At 37.7% G+C, this 18,030-nt stretch carries 18 protein-coding genes; 9 read left to right on the plus strand and 9 right to left on the minus strand.

What is annotated here, in order from left to right; all coding sequences use genetic code 11:
* Window position 1 precedes the first annotated feature (1 nt).
* The 3 genes from GR160_RS04270 to GR160_RS04280 are packed head-to-tail and all read right to left on the minus strand — an operon-like array spanning window position 2 to window position 2,628.
* Window positions 2-751 carry a DUF4129 domain-containing protein gene (locus GR160_RS04270; protein ID WP_160748583.1) on the minus strand — a complete coding sequence of 250 codons (750 nt, stop codon included), beginning with the start codon at window positions 749-751 and terminating at the stop codon, window positions 2-4.
* Window positions 744-1,610, minus strand: coding sequence for a hypothetical protein (locus GR160_RS04275; protein WP_160748584.1), 867 nt, complete (start codon window positions 1,608-1,610; stop codon window positions 744-746). Before GR160_RS04275 ends, GR160_RS04270 begins: the two co-directional genes overlap by 8 nt.
* A 37-nt stretch (window positions 1,611-1,647) precedes the next feature.
* Window positions 1,648-2,628 carry a stage II sporulation protein M gene (locus GR160_RS04280; protein WP_160748585.1) on the minus strand — a complete coding sequence of 327 codons (981 nt, stop codon included), beginning with the start codon at window positions 2,626-2,628 and terminating at the stop codon, window positions 1,648-1,650.
* Between the two features lie 21 nt (window positions 2,629-2,649).
* On the opposite strand from GR160_RS04280, the gene GR160_RS04285 reads away from it, so the two are divergent.
* Window positions 2,650-3,393: an RDD family protein gene (locus GR160_RS04285; protein ID WP_160748586.1), complete on the plus strand. Its 744-nt coding sequence runs from the start codon at window positions 2,650-2,652 to the stop codon at window positions 3,391-3,393.
* 58 nt (window positions 3,394-3,451) lie between these two features.
* Here GR160_RS04285 and GR160_RS04290 read toward each other — a convergent pair whose 3' ends face one another.
* The 3 genes from GR160_RS04290 to GR160_RS04300 are packed head-to-tail and all read right to left on the minus strand — an operon-like array spanning window position 3,452 to window position 4,895.
* Window positions 3,452-3,907, minus strand: coding sequence for a sensor of ECF-type sigma factor (locus GR160_RS04290; RefSeq protein ID WP_160748587.1), 456 nt, complete (start codon window positions 3,905-3,907; stop codon window positions 3,452-3,454).
* A 4-nt stretch (window positions 3,908-3,911) separates the two neighbouring features.
* A complete protein-coding gene (locus GR160_RS04295) occupies window positions 3,912-4,322 on the minus strand; it encodes a hypothetical protein (protein WP_160748588.1) in 411 nt (136 codons plus the stop codon).
* A 30-nt stretch (window positions 4,323-4,352) separates the two neighbouring features.
* Window positions 4,353-4,895: an RNA polymerase sigma factor gene (locus tag GR160_RS04300; RefSeq protein ID WP_160748589.1), complete on the minus strand. Its 543-nt coding sequence runs from the start codon at window positions 4,893-4,895 to the stop codon at window positions 4,353-4,355.
* A 113-nt stretch (window positions 4,896-5,008) separates the two neighbouring features.
* Here GR160_RS04300 and GR160_RS04305 point away from each other — a divergent pair, with 113 nt between their 5' ends.
* From GR160_RS04305 to GR160_RS04340, 8 genes are all read left to right on the plus strand, one after another.
* Entirely contained in the window at window positions 5,009-6,667 is a 1,659-nt protein-coding gene (locus tag GR160_RS04305; RefSeq protein ID WP_160748590.1) for a DUF4041 domain-containing protein, read from the plus strand.
* A gap of 63 nt (window positions 6,668-6,730) precedes the next feature.
* Window positions 6,731-7,387, plus strand: a complete 657-nt coding sequence (locus GR160_RS04310) for an HAD family phosphatase (protein ID WP_160748591.1) — start codon at window positions 6,731-6,733, stop codon at window positions 7,385-7,387.
* A 132-nt stretch (window positions 7,388-7,519) separates the two neighbouring features.
* The gene (locus tag GR160_RS04315; protein ID WP_160748592.1) at window positions 7,520-8,176 is read left to right on the plus strand and encodes an HAD family phosphatase; all 657 of its coding nucleotides are present in this window, start codon (window positions 7,520-7,522) and stop codon (window positions 8,174-8,176) included.
* Between the two features lie 102 nt (window positions 8,177-8,278).
* Window positions 8,279-8,944 (plus strand): HAD family phosphatase, encoded by a 666-nt coding sequence (locus GR160_RS04320; protein WP_160748593.1) that lies wholly within the window; start codon window positions 8,279-8,281, stop codon window positions 8,942-8,944.
* 42 nt (window positions 8,945-8,986) lie between these two features.
* A complete protein-coding gene (locus GR160_RS04325) occupies window positions 8,987-9,670 on the plus strand; it encodes a TIGR02117 family protein (protein WP_160748594.1) in 684 nt (227 codons plus the stop codon).
* A gap of 88 nt (window positions 9,671-9,758) precedes the next feature.
* Window positions 9,759-10,727 (plus strand): transglutaminase domain-containing protein, encoded by a 969-nt coding sequence (locus tag GR160_RS04330; protein WP_160748595.1) that lies wholly within the window; start codon window positions 9,759-9,761, stop codon window positions 10,725-10,727.
* Window positions 10,728-10,923: 196 nt separating this feature from the next.
* Window positions 10,924-12,774: a DNA topoisomerase IV subunit B gene (locus GR160_RS04335; protein ID WP_160748596.1), complete on the plus strand. Its 1,851-nt coding sequence runs from the start codon at window positions 10,924-10,926 to the stop codon at window positions 12,772-12,774.
* A gap of 182 nt (window positions 12,775-12,956) precedes the next feature.
* Window positions 12,957-15,590 (plus strand): DNA gyrase/topoisomerase IV subunit A, encoded by a 2,634-nt coding sequence (locus GR160_RS04340; protein WP_160748597.1) that lies wholly within the window; start codon window positions 12,957-12,959, stop codon window positions 15,588-15,590.
* A gap of 30 nt (window positions 15,591-15,620) precedes the next feature.
* Here the strand turns inward: GR160_RS04340 and GR160_RS04345 are convergent, their stop codons facing one another.
* The 3 genes from GR160_RS04345 to GR160_RS04355 are packed head-to-tail and all read right to left on the minus strand — an operon-like array spanning window position 15,621 to window position 17,933.
* Entirely contained in the window at window positions 15,621-16,172 is a 552-nt protein-coding gene (locus GR160_RS04345; RefSeq protein WP_160748598.1) for a DNA-3-methyladenine glycosylase I, read from the minus strand.
* Between the two features lie 12 nt (window positions 16,173-16,184).
* Window positions 16,185-17,102, minus strand: a complete 918-nt coding sequence (locus GR160_RS04350; protein WP_160748599.1) for a helix-turn-helix transcriptional regulator — start codon at window positions 17,100-17,102, stop codon at window positions 16,185-16,187.
* Between the two features lie 33 nt (window positions 17,103-17,135).
* Complete coding sequence (locus GR160_RS04355) at window positions 17,136-17,933, minus strand: SDR family oxidoreductase (protein ID WP_160748600.1); 798 nt, start codon at window positions 17,931-17,933, stop codon at window positions 17,136-17,138.
* Between the last annotated feature and the right edge of the window lie 97 nt (window positions 17,934-18,030).

The raw sequence follows: 18,030 nt of genomic DNA on the forward strand, positions 1-18,030 counted from the left end.
TTTATAAAGTATTAAATGTTTTTATAAACGATTTTTCAGCCTTATTAAAAGCCTTTTCATCTATCGGGAAATCGCCATACCAGCTATGGTCATATACATATGAAAGGTATTCAAAATCTTTCTTTAATGCAGCATCTTTAATTTCATAGAGGTAGTCGCTGTTTGTTTTATCCCAGTGCCAGTCTATAATTTCGCGGGCAGAAAGTTTTTTTAATAACCACAGATAATAGTAGCGTAAAGCCAGTCTGTAGTTAGCATTTATTTTTGTTTCAGATATAAGCTGTTTAAAATCCATCTCATGAATGTTTTCTGCTTCAACACTCTGTATAGCTATTTTTTTTCGTGAACGTCCAAATATCCACATGCCTTCCTTGTCAAGTATAGCGCGTGAAACAAGATATACTACAAAACCAATAACTATAAAGCAAAGTATCCTTATAGTTATTGCCAACCAGTCTATTTCATTATCAGCTTTAGAGTTGCTTTTAAACAGGTTACCTAACCATTCTAAGAAACGGTCCCACCAGGTTTTAGGCATAGATTTGGTTTGATATATAAACTCATCGTCAGTATATTTATCTTTAAATCCCGGCTTAAAGTTGCGATTGCTGTACTCGGGAGAGGCAGGAATTACCGGCGATGCTACCATTTTTGCAGCTTTTTGTTCTGTATTAAGAGTGTCGGCAACAGGCTGTGCAAAGCACTGTGCCGATAATATTAATACGGTTATGTATAGCAAAAATTTATTCACTGTCGGTTCCAATTAAGTCAATTTCGCTGTGCATTGTTTTTTTCTCCTCATCTTCTTTACAGCTATAATATATCATTCCATGTGCCAGCATATTGATACTGCTAAAAAAGTAACTAACTATGGTAGACAGTAAAAACATTATGATGAGGAATATGGTAGCATCTTCTGCAGAATTTTCTCCGGTAACAAAAAACACAAGAGCATTTATTAACGAACTTATCAAGCTTGTAGCCATTTGCAATGCAAAAGATATTAGCAGAAATATAGCGGTAGTACCCATGTGTGCCCAAAAATTTTTAAACAGCATGTGGTAGCCATTTCCTAAAGCCGTGAAAAAATTACGGTTAGTAGTTAAGTTATCAAATAACGAAAGAAATCCCCAGCAGGAGAATGCCGCCCAAAGAATAAATGCCACAGGGATGCCTATGATGATAATTATTAGCAAGATGCTTACACCTCCAAGTAATGCAGCGATGGGTAAAAAAGTTATTAAAGAAGCCAATACAAACACTATAAACCTGCCAATGCGTGCTTTTATCCCCTTAAAAATAGCAGAAGCTGTAGGCTGCTTGCCTTGAGATAAAATATCAAGGTAAATAATAGGATAGCTTATGTTTAGTATAGAAAGCAATAATGCTATTAGGGCAAAAACAACTCCTACACCTATAAAATAACCGGTATTATTTTCAAAATAATTAGCAATTATAATTTGCGACTGCGGTGACCCCAATCCGCTTAAAATGCCGCCAAAAAAATACCGTCCAATAATAAATATCAATATTAGCAGCAGCAGCAATGGCCCTCCGTTAATGGTTAGGTAATTACCAAAATAATTTTTGCCATGTGCCTTTATAAACATAAAAGTATCGTTTATGAGGGCATTAAAATTTCGTTTTTTATAAAGTTGGAACATGTTGCTGACGGATCTTTTTATTTACTCTAAACGGATATATAAGATAATACCAGCTAATTAAAGAAAGTGTTACCAGTATAATTGCAATATTAAGTGCTCTTGGCATATCGGGAGAGTAGCGTGTTACAAACCCCTCAAGTACCCCCGCAGCAAAAGTAAACGGCAGGGTACTTACCCATATTTTCAGGCCATTCTTAAAGCCAGACTTTAAAGACTCTACCCTGGAAAATGTTTTAGGGAACAATAATCCTGCTCCAAAAATAAGCCCGGCGGCAGCCTCTATTACCATGGCAAAAATTTCCATGCTGCCATGTATCCAAATGCCGCGAACACTTGCCCAAAAAACACCCTGTTCATAAAAAAAGTACTGGAACGAACCAAGCATTATAGCATTTTGCATAAGTACAAACACTGTTAGCACACCGCCGGAAAGCCCAAATACAAACTCTTTTGCACCTACGATTAAATTGTTGAGCGTTATGCCTATAAAGCTGCCTATTGGGCCGCCGCTTTTGTAGACGGCTACAGGATTTCCTTTTTCAATATTTTCGAGGGTCATGTTTACATAATGGTCTCCCAATATAAGGCGTACAAAATTTTCGTCTTTACTGGCAGAAAGTGCACCTACAGCAGTAAAAATTATGAACAGTACAAAAGCATACAGTACATAACGTTTGTTGTTATATACTATTACCGGTACTTCGGTCTTAAAGAATGATACTATGCGGTTGGTTTCCTCGCGTTTTGTTTTGTATATTTTTTGATAAGTGAGTGCAGCAAGATGATTTAGATATACAACCGATTTGCTTTTGGGATAATAAGTTTGTGCAAAGGAAAGGTCGTTTACTAAATGTACATACAGGCTTGCCAGCTCATCAGGATTTTTTTTAACTTTACCAAAAATGGCTAACTCAAAATCGAGCCATTTTTCTTTATTTTGTTTAATAAATGCAACTTCCCTCATATAAAAGCTAAAATATAAAATATGTCGCAACTATCTATAAACACTACCCAAAATGTTACTATAAATTTTAACACAGCGTCTGTAGGTAGTCGTATATTGGCATATCTTTTAGATATACTTATAATTTTTGCCTATTACATTGTTATTTATCTTATAATAGGAAAACTTTTAGATGCTGCAAAATTGCTTGATAACCTTGACAGGTGGACTGAAATAGGTATACACAGCATAATAGCACTGCCTGCATTATTTTATGCTTTAGTACAGGAAAGCCTGCTGGAGGGCCAAACGGTTGGCAAGAAACTTATGAAAATTAAAGTTATTAAAATAGACGGCTATCAGGCAGGCTTTGGTGACTATCTTATCAGGTGGCTGTTTAGGATCGTAGAAGTAACAGGTATTTTTGGTATTGTTGGGTTGATCAGTCTGATGGTAACTAAAAAAACGCAACGTCTGGGCGATATAACCGCAGGTACGGCTGTTATATCATTAAAAAATGATATAAGTATAGATCATACTATACTTAAAGATATCAGCAACAGTTATGTGCCGGTATATCCGTTAGTAATAAAGCTTACAGATAATGATGTGCGTATTATTAAAGAAACCTATGACGCAGCATACAAATCGGCCGATTTTAATATGATACAAAAGTTACAGGATAAAATAGAAACAGTTACAGGAATAAAATCGGTAAGTCAGGGGCCTTTGGCTTTTGTAGATACCGTACTGGCAGATTATAATTACTATACTCAGAATATGTAAGTATAAAAAATGTGGGGAGATTATCTAAAAGACAAACTCCCCACATTTTAAACTCTTTTTAATCTTTTTTCTCTTTGTCCTTGTCCTTATATTTTTCAAGGAGTTTTTTATTAAAATCGTCTTCTACCTTTTTAAGCTTTATAAGCTTTACAGAGCCTATAATGGGTTTAAGGTCATTTATAAGTTTTTTACGAAGGTAAAATAGTTCTTCATCGGCATCCTGAAATTTATCAAGATAGACCTGAGCTTCTTTTTCACTCATTTTTTCAAGAGCCCCATTGCCAATTTGCCTCAACAGTGGCTTAATTTTATTATGCCTTATGTTGTATTGTTTTTCTTCATAGGCATTATAAACGGGCCAAAACTTGTCTGCTTCTTCAGTAGTAAGCTTAAGTTCGGTAGTAAGATAAGTTACTTTAAGGGCTTTAATTTGGGCTCTTTTTTCGTCATGGGTCTGGCTAAACCCACTTAAAGTAAAAAATAGTAAAGCTGTAATTAATACTTTTATTTTCATGGTTTTAGTATAAAGAGTAAACATCTTCGGTTGCAAGGTATTCTTCAATGGCATCATCACTTATGGTAATACTTTTTTCAAGTTCATCAATGTCGTTCTGGTCAAGGTGCTGCATCAGGTCATAAGAATTTACATTGGCCTGATACACCAAATAGTTTTCTATAGCAGCATCATCCGGCTGTGTTGGTGTTGTTGGGTTTTGGCTGTTGGTGTAAAATACTCCAACGGTAGCCATAACAATAAATCCGGCTGCTGCCGAGAACCATACGGGTTTACGTTTATATAAGGGCACTGTTTTAACTTTACGCTCAGGCAACTGCTGCATAAGCTTTTCTGTAAAATTATCAAAGTACCCGTCGGGAGTTGTAAAGCCCGGTTTTATTTTTCGCCCTTCATCTAACTTAAAATCATTCATGGTAATAAGACTTAATAATTAATAAAAGGTTTAATGACTGTTAATATAATCTTCTATTTTTTTTACGGCATGGTGGTAAGAGGCCTTTAATGCCCCAACCGAAGTGCCCAATATTTCAGAAATATCCTCATATTTAAGGTCTTCAAAATATTTCATTTTAAAAACCAGTTGTTGTTTTTCCGGCAATTGTGCTACGGCTTTCTGTAGTTTTAGTTGCAGGGCATCGCCTTCAAAATAATCGTCGGCCATAAGGTTTCCTAATACCTTCTGGTTTACTTCTTCGTTGCTGATGTTGTTCTTTTTTGCCTTTTGGCTAATAAATGTCAAAGCCTCGTTGGTTGCAATACGGTACATCCACGAAAAAAGCTTGCTATCACCCTTAAAACCATCAAGGTTTTTAAAAACTTTTATAAAAGTGTTTTGCAATACATCATCGGCATCATCATGATCTAAAACAATATTACGAATGTGGCTATACAACGGCCTGCTGTATTGCCCTACAAGCTGCCTGAAGGCAGCATTTTGTGTACCGGGGTTAAGCAGTTGTGCTATAAAAGCCTTTTCGTCTTGCAAAGTGTGTTTTCTTTTTTCATATAGACTAAAGTTACGGCAAAAGGTTTAATTACTATAATTGGTAATTTATAAATAATTATATTTGTTAAAATTTATTTAAAATTATTAGAAATATGGGATTTGTTTTGTTTGTCTGTATTGTAATTATTGTAGTATTATTTATAAAGTTTAATAAATTAAGAACTTTATCAGGATTCCAAAAGATGATTATTTTAAATCATGAAGCAGATAAAGAAAAATTAAAACAAGAAGTAAGCTTATTAAAGTCTGAGAATGTTGAAATAAGGTTTAATAATGACGAATTAAGGGTTTATCAAGGTATTGTAGATGCAAATAAAAGAGCTGTCAGTATTATTAATCAAGCCGAAAATAAGGCAGCAGAGATAATTACAAATGCTCAAATAGAGGCAGATGAAATAAAGCGTAAAATCAAAGAGAGTAAAACTATTAGTGATAGCAAAATAGAAGCTTTAAGAGCAAATGCTGAAAATCTTATAGTTAATGCAACTAAGGAGGCTAAAGTTATAATAGAGCAGGCTAACACAAAGGCGAAAGATATTGCGGGAGACGCTTTTATTGCTATGAATAATGCCAAAGAATTAGAGAGTACTGTGAGAGCTATGAAAAATGTAATTCATGGTTATGGAGATCAGTATCTCATACCGACATATAGTTTGCTAGATGATTTGGCTAAAGAATTTAAATATGTTGATGCAGGTAACAAATTAAATTTTGCCAGAGAAAAAACACGTTTCATGATTAAGAACGGTTCAGCTGCTAAATGTGATTATGTTGATTTAAGCAGAAGGGAAACTGCCATCCGATTTGTGTTGGATGCATTTAATGGTAAGGTTGAAAGTGTTTTTTCTAAAATTAAGAAAGATAATTACGGAACATTGCAACAGCAAATTAAGGATGCTTATCAATTAGTAAATAATAATGGAAAAGCATTTAGAAATGCAGTTATTACTTCAGAATATTTAGATGCAAGATTAGATGAGTTAAATTGGGCAGTAGTTGCTCAGGAACTTAAATGGTTAGAACAGGAGGAGCAGAGAAGAATTAAAGAGCAAATTAGGGAGGAAGAGAAGGCGCGTAGAGAATTTGAGAAGGCTATAAAGGAAGCTCAAAAAGAAGAGGAGACTTTAAAAAGATTAATTGAAAAAGCTCAAAAGGAGATTTCATTTGCTTCCGATGAACAAAAATTAAAATATGAGCAAAAGTTGAGGGAACTTGAGGAAAAACTTCAATATGCTGAAAGTAAAAATCAGAGAGCTTTATCTATGGCTCAACAAACTAAGTCAGGAAACGTATATATAATCTCTAATATTGGATCTTTTGGTGAAAATGTATTTAAAATTGGAATGACAAGGAGATTAGAGCCTTTAGATAGAGTTAGAGAATTAGGAGATGCAAGTGTTCCATTTGAATTTGATGTACATGCAATGATATTTAGTAATGATGCACCTGCTTTAGAAAGACAATTACATAAAAAATTCCTTACACTCCAACTAAACAAAATTAATCCAAGAAAAGAATTTTTTAAAGTCTCACTTGAAAGTATAATAGCCGAAATTGATAAAATGAATATTCAGGCTAAATGGACTTTGCTTGCTGCGGCAAAGCAATATAGGGAAAGTCTTATTATTGAGGAAGAAATTGCTAATGATAAACAGAAGCAACTTGAATGGGAGAAATATCAAATAGAAGCTGATGCAGTAATGATTGAAAATGATGAAGAACTCGTTGTTGTTAATACATCCTTAAACTAATCTTACGAACTAAAACTTTTTATTTCCTATAGTATATTGTATTTTTGGGTTTTAAATTCAGCTATGGTCAATACAGTTATTTTTGATATGGACGGTGTTATTGTAGATACAGAACCCGTACATTATTATGCTTACCACAAACATTTTAAAGAGCTTGATATAGAAGTTACGGATGAGATATACGGCACTTTTACAGGCTTTTCTACAAAAAATACCTACCAAAAACTTAAGGAGCTTTTCGGCCTTCCGCATGAAGTAGATACTCTTATACTTAGCAAAAGGGAGATTTTTAATAATGCTTTTGATGAAAAGGCCGATCTTGAACTTTTGCCCGGTGTAAGGAAACTTATAGAAAATCTTTATGAAAATGGTTTGCAACTGGTGCTGGCTTCATCGGCATCGCGTGAAACTATAAAACGGGTGTTTGACCGTTTTGGATTACACCAATATTTTTCGCATATAGTGAGTGGGGAGGAGTTCCCGCAATCTAAACCTCACCCAGCCATTTTTATTAAAGCTGCAGAGCTGTCCGGTTCTCCGGCAAGTGAATGTATCGTTATAGAAGACAGTACTAATGGTATTAAGGCGGCTAAGGCTGCAGGCATTTTTTGCGTAGGCTATAAAAGCGAAAACTCAGTATTACAGGAAATATCTATTGCAGATATGACTATTAACCACTTTGACGAACTTAATGCAGAAATAGTCAGAAAGTTGGTTTAGTTGAAAAGTTGAAAGTTTTAAAGTCATAAAACCGGATGCCGCTAACAAAACTTTCAATCAACCTGAAACTTTAAACCTGAAACCTGAAACAAAATTAGGGGAACTTTATGTTAACCTGAAACAAAATTTTACATGAAGAAAGCTGTTATTTTTGATATGGACGGTGTAGTAGTAAATACCGAACCATTAAGCCACAGAGCAAATATGAAATTTTATAAATCGTTAGGTATTGATGTTACTGATGAAATATATTCTACTTTTATTGGTAATTCAGACCGCAACATCATTCAGAAAATTGTAGGCTTGTATAAGCTTGAAGAAAATGAAGATGTACTTTTACAAGGCTGCCTTGATTACTATTGTGATGAGTTTGACAATGATGTAAGCATAGAATTAATGCCCGGAGTTAAAGATCTTATAGTTGACCTGTACAATAACGGAATGAATATTCTATTAGCTTCTTCCTCATCTAAAATAAAGATAGACAGGATATTTACACGCTTTGGCTTATATCCTTACTTTAGTCATATTATTAGTGGTCAGGATTTTGAATTCTCGAAACCTCACCCGGCTATTTTTCTTGAAGCAGTAGCCAAGTCAGGCTTTACTGCCGATGAATGTATTGTTATTGAAGACAGCACTAACGGAATTAAGGCAGCTACATCGGCAGGGGTTTACTGCATTGGCTACAAAGGCGAAGAAGATTCGTTGCAGGATACTTCTTTAGCAAATGAGGTAATACACGATTTCAAAGAGTTAAGTTTCGAAAGGATAAGAGATATTAAATAAGTTTTAGGTTTGCTTCGCCAGTTCGGGCATAGCCCTCGGGTTAAATTTCAGGTATTGAAGAACTATTGACTAACACCTTTTTTCTAACACCTAAATAACCGGATGAAGATAAAAGCAGTAATATTTGACATGGATGGGGTAGTGGTTAACACTGAACCTGTAGGTTATCGTGCCGACAACGATCTTTTTACGGCCCTCAATATACAGGTTCCGGATGATGTGTATGCAACCTTTGTAGGTACATCTCCCATAAATAACATGCAGCGGCTTAAAGAGCTGTATAATTTGCCGCTTAGTTTTGAAGAGCTTCTTGCCAAACGCCAAAAATATTATTTTGATGTTTTTGATGCTGCACAGGATATCCACCTCATGCCAGGCGTTTTAGATCTTATAAAAAATTTAAGGCAAAACGGCATGATGGTTATATTAGCTTCATCGGCGGTAAAGATAAAAATAAACAAAATTTTAGACCGTTTCGATCTTCATCCTTATTTTGACAAAGTAATTAGTGGGGAAGATTTTGAATTCTCTAAGCCCAACCCAGCTATTTTTATAGAGGCGGTAGCGCAATCCGGTTTCAGTAAAAATGAATGCATAATTATAGAAGACAGTGCTAATGGTATACAGGCAGCCAATGCCGCAGGAGTTTATTGTATTGCTTATGTTAGTAACCATGGACTGGCTCAGGACACTACAGGTGCAGATAAAATTATAACTGATTTTTCAGCCCTTGATTATCTTAAAATAAGCAACCTGAATATCAAATAAAAAGATACATTACGGCGTTAAAACTATTGTAACAAACGCAGTATGAATAAAAATCTAAGAAAAGCATTCAAAATTACGGGTAAGATACTTTTGGGTATTTTGGGTTTTGTTTTAATATATATACTTTCGGTACTGGCATTATCCCGCATAACAGTCAATAGCAAGCCTCAACAGGGTGGAGATGTAGCTATTTACATTAACTCTAATGGTGTACATACTGATATTGTTGTACCCTTAAAAAACAATGTAAAAGACTGGACTAAAGATGTTTTGTATGCTCATACCACATCTAAAGACAGCATTGCCAAATATGTAGCCTTTGGTTGGGGCGATAAAGGCTTTTATCTTGATACCCCAGAGTGGAGCGATCTTAAGGCAAGTACTGCGTTTAAGGCTGCTTTTTATTTAGGCACGTCGGCAATGCACACACGCTTTTATAAAGAAATGAAAGAGGACGATGAGTGTGTAAAAATCATGATTACCCAGCAGAATTATAAAGATTTGGTAGCTTTTATTACAGAGAGTTTTCAGTATGATGAGGGTAAAAAAATGCTCTGGATACAAAACCACAGCTATGGACGTTATGATGCTTTTTATGAAGCCATGGGATGTTACAGCCTTTTTTACACCTGCAACACCTGGGCTAACAACGCCTTAAAGGCTGCACATCAAAAAGCTGCATTATGGACGGTTTATGATAAAGGGATATTTTTGCATTATAGGTAAAGTTCTAAGTTGGCTTTAGAGTTTAAAATTTAGAGATACCAATATCCTAAGTGCCTATTTTGGCATTATTCTTGACCATTAGAATAACATGAAAAAAATATCCAAATACTTATATCATATACTTTTCCTTATTACGGGAATTGTTAATGCACAGGATTTTACAACCGTAGACAATACCGTTAAAGCTTACCCTAAATTTACTGATATTGATAAGCTTACTGCCCAGATAAACAAAGATTTTAAGAAGGACGGACAAAAAGCTCGTGCGCTGTTTACATGGATTGCCCTTAACATAAAGTACGATCTCGCGGCTTACGGTGTAAACGAACAGCCTGTGGTGTTCTCCTATTCATCTGAAGCAGAGAAGATACAAAAGCAAAAAAAGTTTAAGGAAGACCTTGCTGTTAAAACCATCAGGACCAAAAAAGGCGTTTGCGAGGGTTATTCAACACTGTATTTAGTGGCTGCCGAAAAGCTGGGTCTTGAAACGGTAATGATTCCCGGAACATCTAAATCGCACCAAATGCACATTGGTAAAGCACCCGGCAGGAGCGACCACACCTGGAATGCTGTAAAGATTAACGGCGAATGGAAACTGCTTGACACTACCTGGGGGGCAGGCGTGGTTACGGGCGAGAAACCGGCTTTTAATTTTAAATTTAACGACGGCTACTTTTTTACCGAACCCGATAAGTTTTTCCTAAATCATTACCCCGACGATGAAAAATGGCTGCTGACCAAAAAAACAGCTAATGATTTTGCAAACCTACCTCTGTATTATGGGAACTACCTTATGGGGAACTACGATTTTATAAGCCCTAAAATGGGCACGTTTACAGACAAAAAATATAATGTGATTCCGTTTAAAATTGCCAACCTCAAAGCTGGCGATGCCGTACATTATGCCTTTAGTAAAGACCGTAAAATTGTTGCGGTTAACGAGCCGCTAAACGGCGATACCATTGCATTTGATGTGCCGCTGGACGCTTCGTCTAACGGAACGCTAACTATTTACATCAATCAGAAATCCGTAGCAGCCTACAGAATAAACCGATAGTTGTCTAAGCCACAAATTGCACGAATTTACACTAATTTATTACTAAAGCTTCTCTTAATGAGGTATGCAAAAGAATTAATGCAAATTAGTGTAATTCGTGGCTAACTATATATCAGGAAAATTTAAAGTTTTCGGGCGTCCGGCTTTCATTTTTTGTTCAGAAATGCTACATTAGCGGAAAATCCGCTTTTTATATATGTCCGAACAAAATCAGTACACCGAAGATAACATACGATCACTCGACTGGAAAGAGCACATCCGTATGCGTCCCGGTATGTATATTGGTAAACTGGGCGACGGTTCATCGCCCGATGATGGTATCTATATCCTTATAAAAGAGGTTATTGATAACTCTATCGACGAGTTTGTAATGGGTACCGGTAAAACCATAGAAGTTACCTTAAAAGATAAAACCGTCAGCGTGCGCGACTTTGGCCGTGGTATTCCGCTGGGCAAGGTGGTAGACGTTGTGTCTAAAATGAACACCGGAGGTAAGTACGACAGCAAAGCCTTTAAAAAATCAGTGGGGTTAAATGGTGTGGGTACCAAGGCGGTTAATGCACTTTCTAACTATTTCAGGGTAGAATCGGTTAGGGATAACCAGCTAAAGGCAGCCGAGTTTAGCGCCGGGGAGTTAACTAGCGAAGAACCCGTTACCGAAACTTCTAAGCGTAAGGGTACTAAAGTAACCTTTACGGCAGACGACAGTATATTTAAAAACTACAAATACCGTAACGAGTATATTTTAAAAATGCTCAAAAATTATTGTTACCTCAATACAGGTCTGACAATAATTTACAACGGTGAAAAATACTTTAGCGAAAACGGCCTTAAAGACCTTCTTAGCGAAACCATATCCGAAGAAGACCGTATTTATGACATTATCCACCTTAAGGATAACGACATAGAAATAGCCATGACGCACAGCAAAACCCAGTACAGCGAAGAATATTATTCGTTTGTAAACGGGCAGAACACCACACAGGGCGGTACGCACTTAGGCGCATTTCGCGAGGCTGTGGTGCGCACCATAAAAGAGTTTTACAACAAAAACTTTGAAGCGTCAGACATTCGTAAATCTATAGTTAGTGCCATAAGCGTTAAGGTAGAGGAGCCGGTGTTTGAATCGCAGACCAAAACCAAGTTGGGTTCTACCGAGATGGGGCCTGATGCGCCATCGGTACGCACCTTTGTAAACGACTTTGTAAAGAACAAGCTCGATAACTTTTTGCACCGCAACCCCGAAACGGCCGATGCGTTGCTTAAAAAAATATTACAGGCCGAGCGCGAACGCAAAGAGCTTAGCGGCATACGCAAACTGGCGCGCGACAGGGCCAAAAAAGCCAGCCTGCACAATAAAAAGCTGCGTGACTGCCGTGTGCACTTAACGGATGCCAAAAATCCGCGAAGCTTAGAGAGCACGCTGTTTATTACTGAGGGTGATTCGGCTTCCGGTTCTATTACCAAGAGCAGGGATGTAAATACCCAGGCGGTATTCAGCCTTAGGGGTAAGCCACTCAACTCCTATGGCATGAGCAAAAAAATTGTGTATGAAAATGAGGAGTTCAATCTGCTGCAGGCCGCACTCGACATTGAGGAAGAAATGGAAAATCTGCGTTACAACAACATTGTAATTGCTACCGATGCCGACGTTGACGGTATGCACATTCGCCTGCTGCTTATTACGTTTTTTTTGCAGTTTTTCCCTGAGCTGATTAAAGAAAACCATTTGTATATTTTGCAGACACCTTTATTCAGGGTGCGTAATAAAAAGGAAACCATATACTGCTACAGCGATGAAGAGCGCAGGAATGCCATTGAGAAGCTGAAAGGTAAACCGGAGATAACCCGATTTAAAGGTTTGGGAGAGATAAGCCCTGACGAGTTTAAGCACTTTATAGGGCAGGACATTAGGTTAGACCCTGTGCAGCTCGACACGGCAACCTCTATACAAAACCTGTTGGAATTTTATATGGGCAAGAACACGCCCGACAGGCAGGAGTTTATTATTAACAACCTGAAGGTGGAGCTGGATGTGGCGGAGTAAGGGGATTTCAGAATTTTGATTTCAGATTGACCGTAGAGACGTTGCACCGCAACGTCTAACATGATAAAGCATCGCAACGTCTGAAGATTGTCCCATTCCGAACGAAGCGCAGCGTAGTTGAGGAATCTCAATAAAATAAACAAAAAATACAGTTATTAAATATCGTTTTGTAACATTACTACATGGACGAAGAAAATTTAGAGCCTTTAAACGGCGAACATTTTTATGAAAGCGACGGGCAGGGTCAGGACTTAGGCGATACTATTACTAAGGTAACCGGTATGTATAAGGAGTGGTTTCTGGATTATGCATCTTATGTAATCCTGGAGCGTGCCGTTCCTGCCATTGAAGACGGCTTTAAGCCCGTACAGCGCCGCATTATGCATTCGCTGCGCGAGCTCGACGACGGCCGCTACAACAAAGTGGCTAACGTGGTGGGGCATACCATGCAGTACCACCCGCATGGCGATGCCAGTATAGGCGATGCCATGGTACAGATAGGCCAAAAGGAACTGCTTATAGATACCCAGGGTAACTGGGGTAACATACTTACGGGCGACGGTGCTGCGGCATCGCGTTATATAGAGGCGAGGCTTAGCAAGTTTGCGCTCGAGGTGCTGTACAGCCCCAAGATTACTCCGTGGCAATCGTCTTATGACGGCAGGAGGAATGAGCCTATAAACCTGCCGGTAAAATTTCCGTTGCTTTTGGCACAGGGGGCTGAGGGTATTGCGGTGGGGCTGTCTACAAAAGTGCTTCCGCATAACTTTAATGAGCTTATAGATGCCTCGGTAAAAATACTAAAAGGCAAGCCTTTTACACTATATCCTGATTTCCCAACGGAAGGCATTGCAGATATATCTAACTACAACGACGGTGTGCGCGGGGGTAGGGTACGGGTGCGTGCAAGGATTTCGCAATTAGATAAAAGTACACTGGCTATCACACAGATACCCTTTAGTACTAATACCGGAAGTTTAATAGACAGCATACTTAAAGCTAATGAGAAAGGAAAGCTTAAAATCAAGAAAATTGAAGACAACACGGCTGCCGATGTTGAGATATTAATCCACCTGCCACCAGGTGTATCGCCCGATAAAACCATCGATGCGCTGTTTGCCTTTACTGCCTGCGAAACGTCGGTAGCACCTCTGGGCTGTGTAATCGAGAATCATAAGCCGTTGTTTATTGGTGTAAGCGATATGCTTAAAATATCTACGCACCGCACAGTTGATTTGCTTAAGCGCGAGCTTGAAATCCAGCTTGACGAGTTGGAAGAAAGCTGGCATTTCCAGTCGCTTGAGCGTATATTTATCGAAAACAGGATTTACCGCCTTATTGAGGAGGAAGAAACCTGGGAGGGCGTGATACGTGCCATTGACGAAGGATTAAAACCGTTTACAGCCCATTTAAGAAGGGCTGTAACTGAGGAAGATATAGTGCGACTTACAGAAATACGCATTAAGCGTATTTCTAAATTTGACATAGATAAAGCACAGGAAAAAATAGAAGCACTTGAAGGCGAGATTGAACAGGTAAAATATCACCTGGATCATATTATAGATTTTGCCATTAACTATTTTACAGGGCTTAAAGAGCGCTATGGTAAAGGCCGTGAGCGTAAAACCGAACTGCGCAGTTTTGATAATATTGAGGCTACAAAAGTGGTGCTGCGCAATACCAAACTCTATGTAAACCGCGAAGAGGGTTTTGTGGGCACAGGCCTTAAAAAAGACGAATATGTTGCTGATTGCAGCGACATTGATGATGTGATTGTTTTTCTGCGTGACGGCAGCATGATTGTGACGAAAGTTGATGTTAAAACCTTTGTGGGTAAAGACATTATTCACGTGGCTGTGTTTGATAAAAACGACAAGCGCACCATTTACAATATGATATACCGCGATGGCAAGAGCGGCCCATCTTACATAAAACGCTTTAATGTTTCGGGTATAACACGCGATAAAGTGTATGACCTTACGTCCGGAACTGCAAACTCTATGGTGCTGTATTTTTCCGATAATCCTAACGGTGAAGCCGAAGTGGTTACGGTGCTTTTAAGACAGGTAGGGAGTATCAAAAAACTTAAGTTTGATATAGACTTTGCAAATATTGCCATAAAAGGCAGAGGATCCCGTGGTAATACAGTTGCCAAATATCCTATCAAGAAGATTGAACTTAAAGAGAAAGGAATTTCTACCTTAAAACCAAGGCGCATTTGGTTTGACGACACAGTGCAGCGACTGAATGTAGATGGCAGGGGAGAGCTGCTTGGCGAATTCAGGCCTAACGACAGGCTGCTGATAGTGAACCAAAACGGAAGACTGAAAACCATTATACCTGAACTTACCACCCACTTTGAAGATGGCATGATAGTGCTGGAAAAGTGGAATGCTAAAAAACCGCTTTCGGCTATTTACTATGATGGTGAAAAAGACCGCTATTTTATTAAACGTTTTCTTGTAGAGAACGAGAATAAGGAGGAACTTTTTATAACAGATCATCCTAAATCGCAATTAGAGATTATTGCTACAGATTACCGCCCGGTAGCAGAGATTGTTTTTGCCAAAGTAAAAGGTGTCCAGAAAGAAAACCTTGTGGTAGATATGGAAAACTTTATTGCAGTTAAAGGCATTAAAGCCCTAGGCAATATACTAACGACTGAAAAGGTTAAGCAGATTAGCCTTTTAGAGCCGTTGCCGTATGAAGAACCGGAACCTGAGATTATTGAAGAGCCTGAAGCTATTGCTGAGGACGAGGGTGTTGATAATACCACACTTGATGACGACGGACAAATAACCCTTAGTTTAGAATAATGTAAGGCTGCCCAATGGCAGCCTTAATTTTTATTTTACTTTCATCCATAATGGACCAATGGTTTCTATTTCTTTATAAATAGGGCAGGAGGTAACATGTGCTCCCGGCAACATGCCAATACTCATTAAAAATTCGTTCACAATTTCTCCACCTGTAAACTTAAAGGTCTTTTTAAAAAGCTTTACCCATTCGTCTTTAGTTTTAGGATGGTGTAGCTCAAGCCAGTTTTTAAAAGAACCGTGCTCTTTTTGTAACAGTTGTATGGTTTTAGCATTCTCTATTGCTGCATTTACTTTTAGTTTATTTCTAATTATTCCGGCATCTGCCAACAATCTTTCCCTGTCTGCCTCTGTATAAGCAGCTACAGTATCAATATCAAAATTGTTATAAGCCAGCCTGAAAGTTGTTTCTTTTTTTAAAATAGTTTCCCAGCTAAGCCCGGCCTGGTTAATTTCAAGTACAAGACGACAAAAAAGTTCATTATCATTATCTATCGGAAATCCATATAAATGATCATGATATGCTTTATGAAGTGCTTTTTTTTCGGCAGACATTGTTTCAATTGCGCTACAGTATGACATGGTGAATGATTTTTAGTTAAATGATTGCCTGAATTCTACAGGCGAAACAGTTGTTTTCTTTTTAAATATTTTATTGAATGATTGCGGATGTTCAAACCCCAGTTTATAAGCAATTTCGGCTATAGAAAGATTTGTAGTGCTAAGTACTTCTTTAGCTTCTTCTATAAGCTTATTGTGTATATGCTGTTGAGCGCTTTGTCCGGTGTGAGCTCTCAGCATATCGCTTAAATAACGCGATGACACTCCAAGTTTATCGGAAATATATTGAACTGTGGGTAAACCATTAAGCAAAGTCTTCTGGGTATTAAAATAGTCAGATAATATTGTTTCCATTTTTAGAACCAGATCATTATTTGGAATTTTTCGTGTTATAAACTGCCTGTTGTAAAAGCGGTTACTATAATTCAGCAATTGCTCCAACTGAGATACAATAATATCCTGACTAAAGTGATCTATAGAACCCGACAGTTCATTCTGTATGGTTGTAAATATATTTATTATGATCTCTTTTTCTTTATCTGAAAGATACAGTGCCTCGTTGAGTGAGTAACTAAAGAAACCATATTTTTTTATGTTTGATCCTAACGGATAAGTTCTTATAAAATCGGGGTGGAAGAGTAGGGTATAGCCGCCATAATCGGCATCATCTTCGGGTGCTGTAATTACCTGGTTGGGTGCAATAAATGATAATCCTCCTTCATCAAAATCATAGTAACTCTGCCCATATTTGATCTTACCCTTAAAATTCTTTTTATAAGATATTTTATAAAAGTTAAGCACCATACCCTTAGATAATTCGGTAACATTAGCAGTTATATGACTGTAATCTACAAGGCTCAGCAAAGGATGCAAAGGCTTGGGCAATCCCAATGCAGTGTGCAGTTCTGAGATTGAATTAAATATAATTGGCTGTTTTAAATCAGGTTTCACGATCCTTAAAAAAGCTAAGTTAACAATAATCTTTTACAACTGCATACGTTTTGCCATGCTAATCCTAAAAGCTTCCGGCCCTGAATTTTTCCTTTCACTCATCATTCTTTCGGCATCTTCTCCTGCTATATAGGTCAACTTGTTTTTACCGTCTGTTGCAGCTTCATAAACGGTTTGGGCTATAATTTCTGGGTCTGTAAATACAAGCATTCCGTTAGAGAATACTTCTCCCATTTTTGCCATCAGGGGTTCATAATCTTTGTGGCTGGCTACCTGCATTACATTCATGTAGTTGCTTTTTATACCACCCGGAGCCACCGTTTTTATGCCTATATTAAATGGAGCCAGTTCATAATGCATACACTCGCTCCAACCTTCAAGAGCCCACTTGGTTGCGTTATAAACACTGGAAAGAGGGTTAGACGTTAGTCCGCATATAGATGTTGTGGTAATAAACAATCCGTGTTTTTGTGCTTTAAAGTAAGGGATGAATGCCTTTGCAACCCTTAGCACTCCTGTTAGGTTTGTTTCTATCTGTTGAACCATCTGTTCATCAGAGTAAGCTTCCAAAGCGCCAACTAAACCATATCCGGCATTGTTAAATACCACATCTACAGTAATAAAGTCAATTGCAGCTTGTACTGTTTTATTAATTTGTTCTAAATTATTGACATCTAAAGGGAGTAATATAACATTGCTAAGTTTATTCAGTTCGGTTTCTTTTTCGGGATTGCGCATAGTCGCAATTACCCTCCAACCTTTTGAGTGAAATAGCTTTGCTGTTGCTTTGCCTAATCCTGCCGATGCACCTGTAATAAAAATTGTTTTCATTTTGTAATTGTTTTTATGTTACAGGGCAAAATTAGTTTTGCTTACTAGTACAGTTGTAGCCATATTTACAGATGTTGTAGCCAAAACTGCAAAACAA

Origin of the sequence: Flavobacterium sp. Sd200, assembly GCF_009826935.1 — a bacterium.
Classification (GTDB): domain Bacteria; phylum Bacteroidota; class Bacteroidia; order Flavobacteriales; family Flavobacteriaceae; genus Flavobacterium.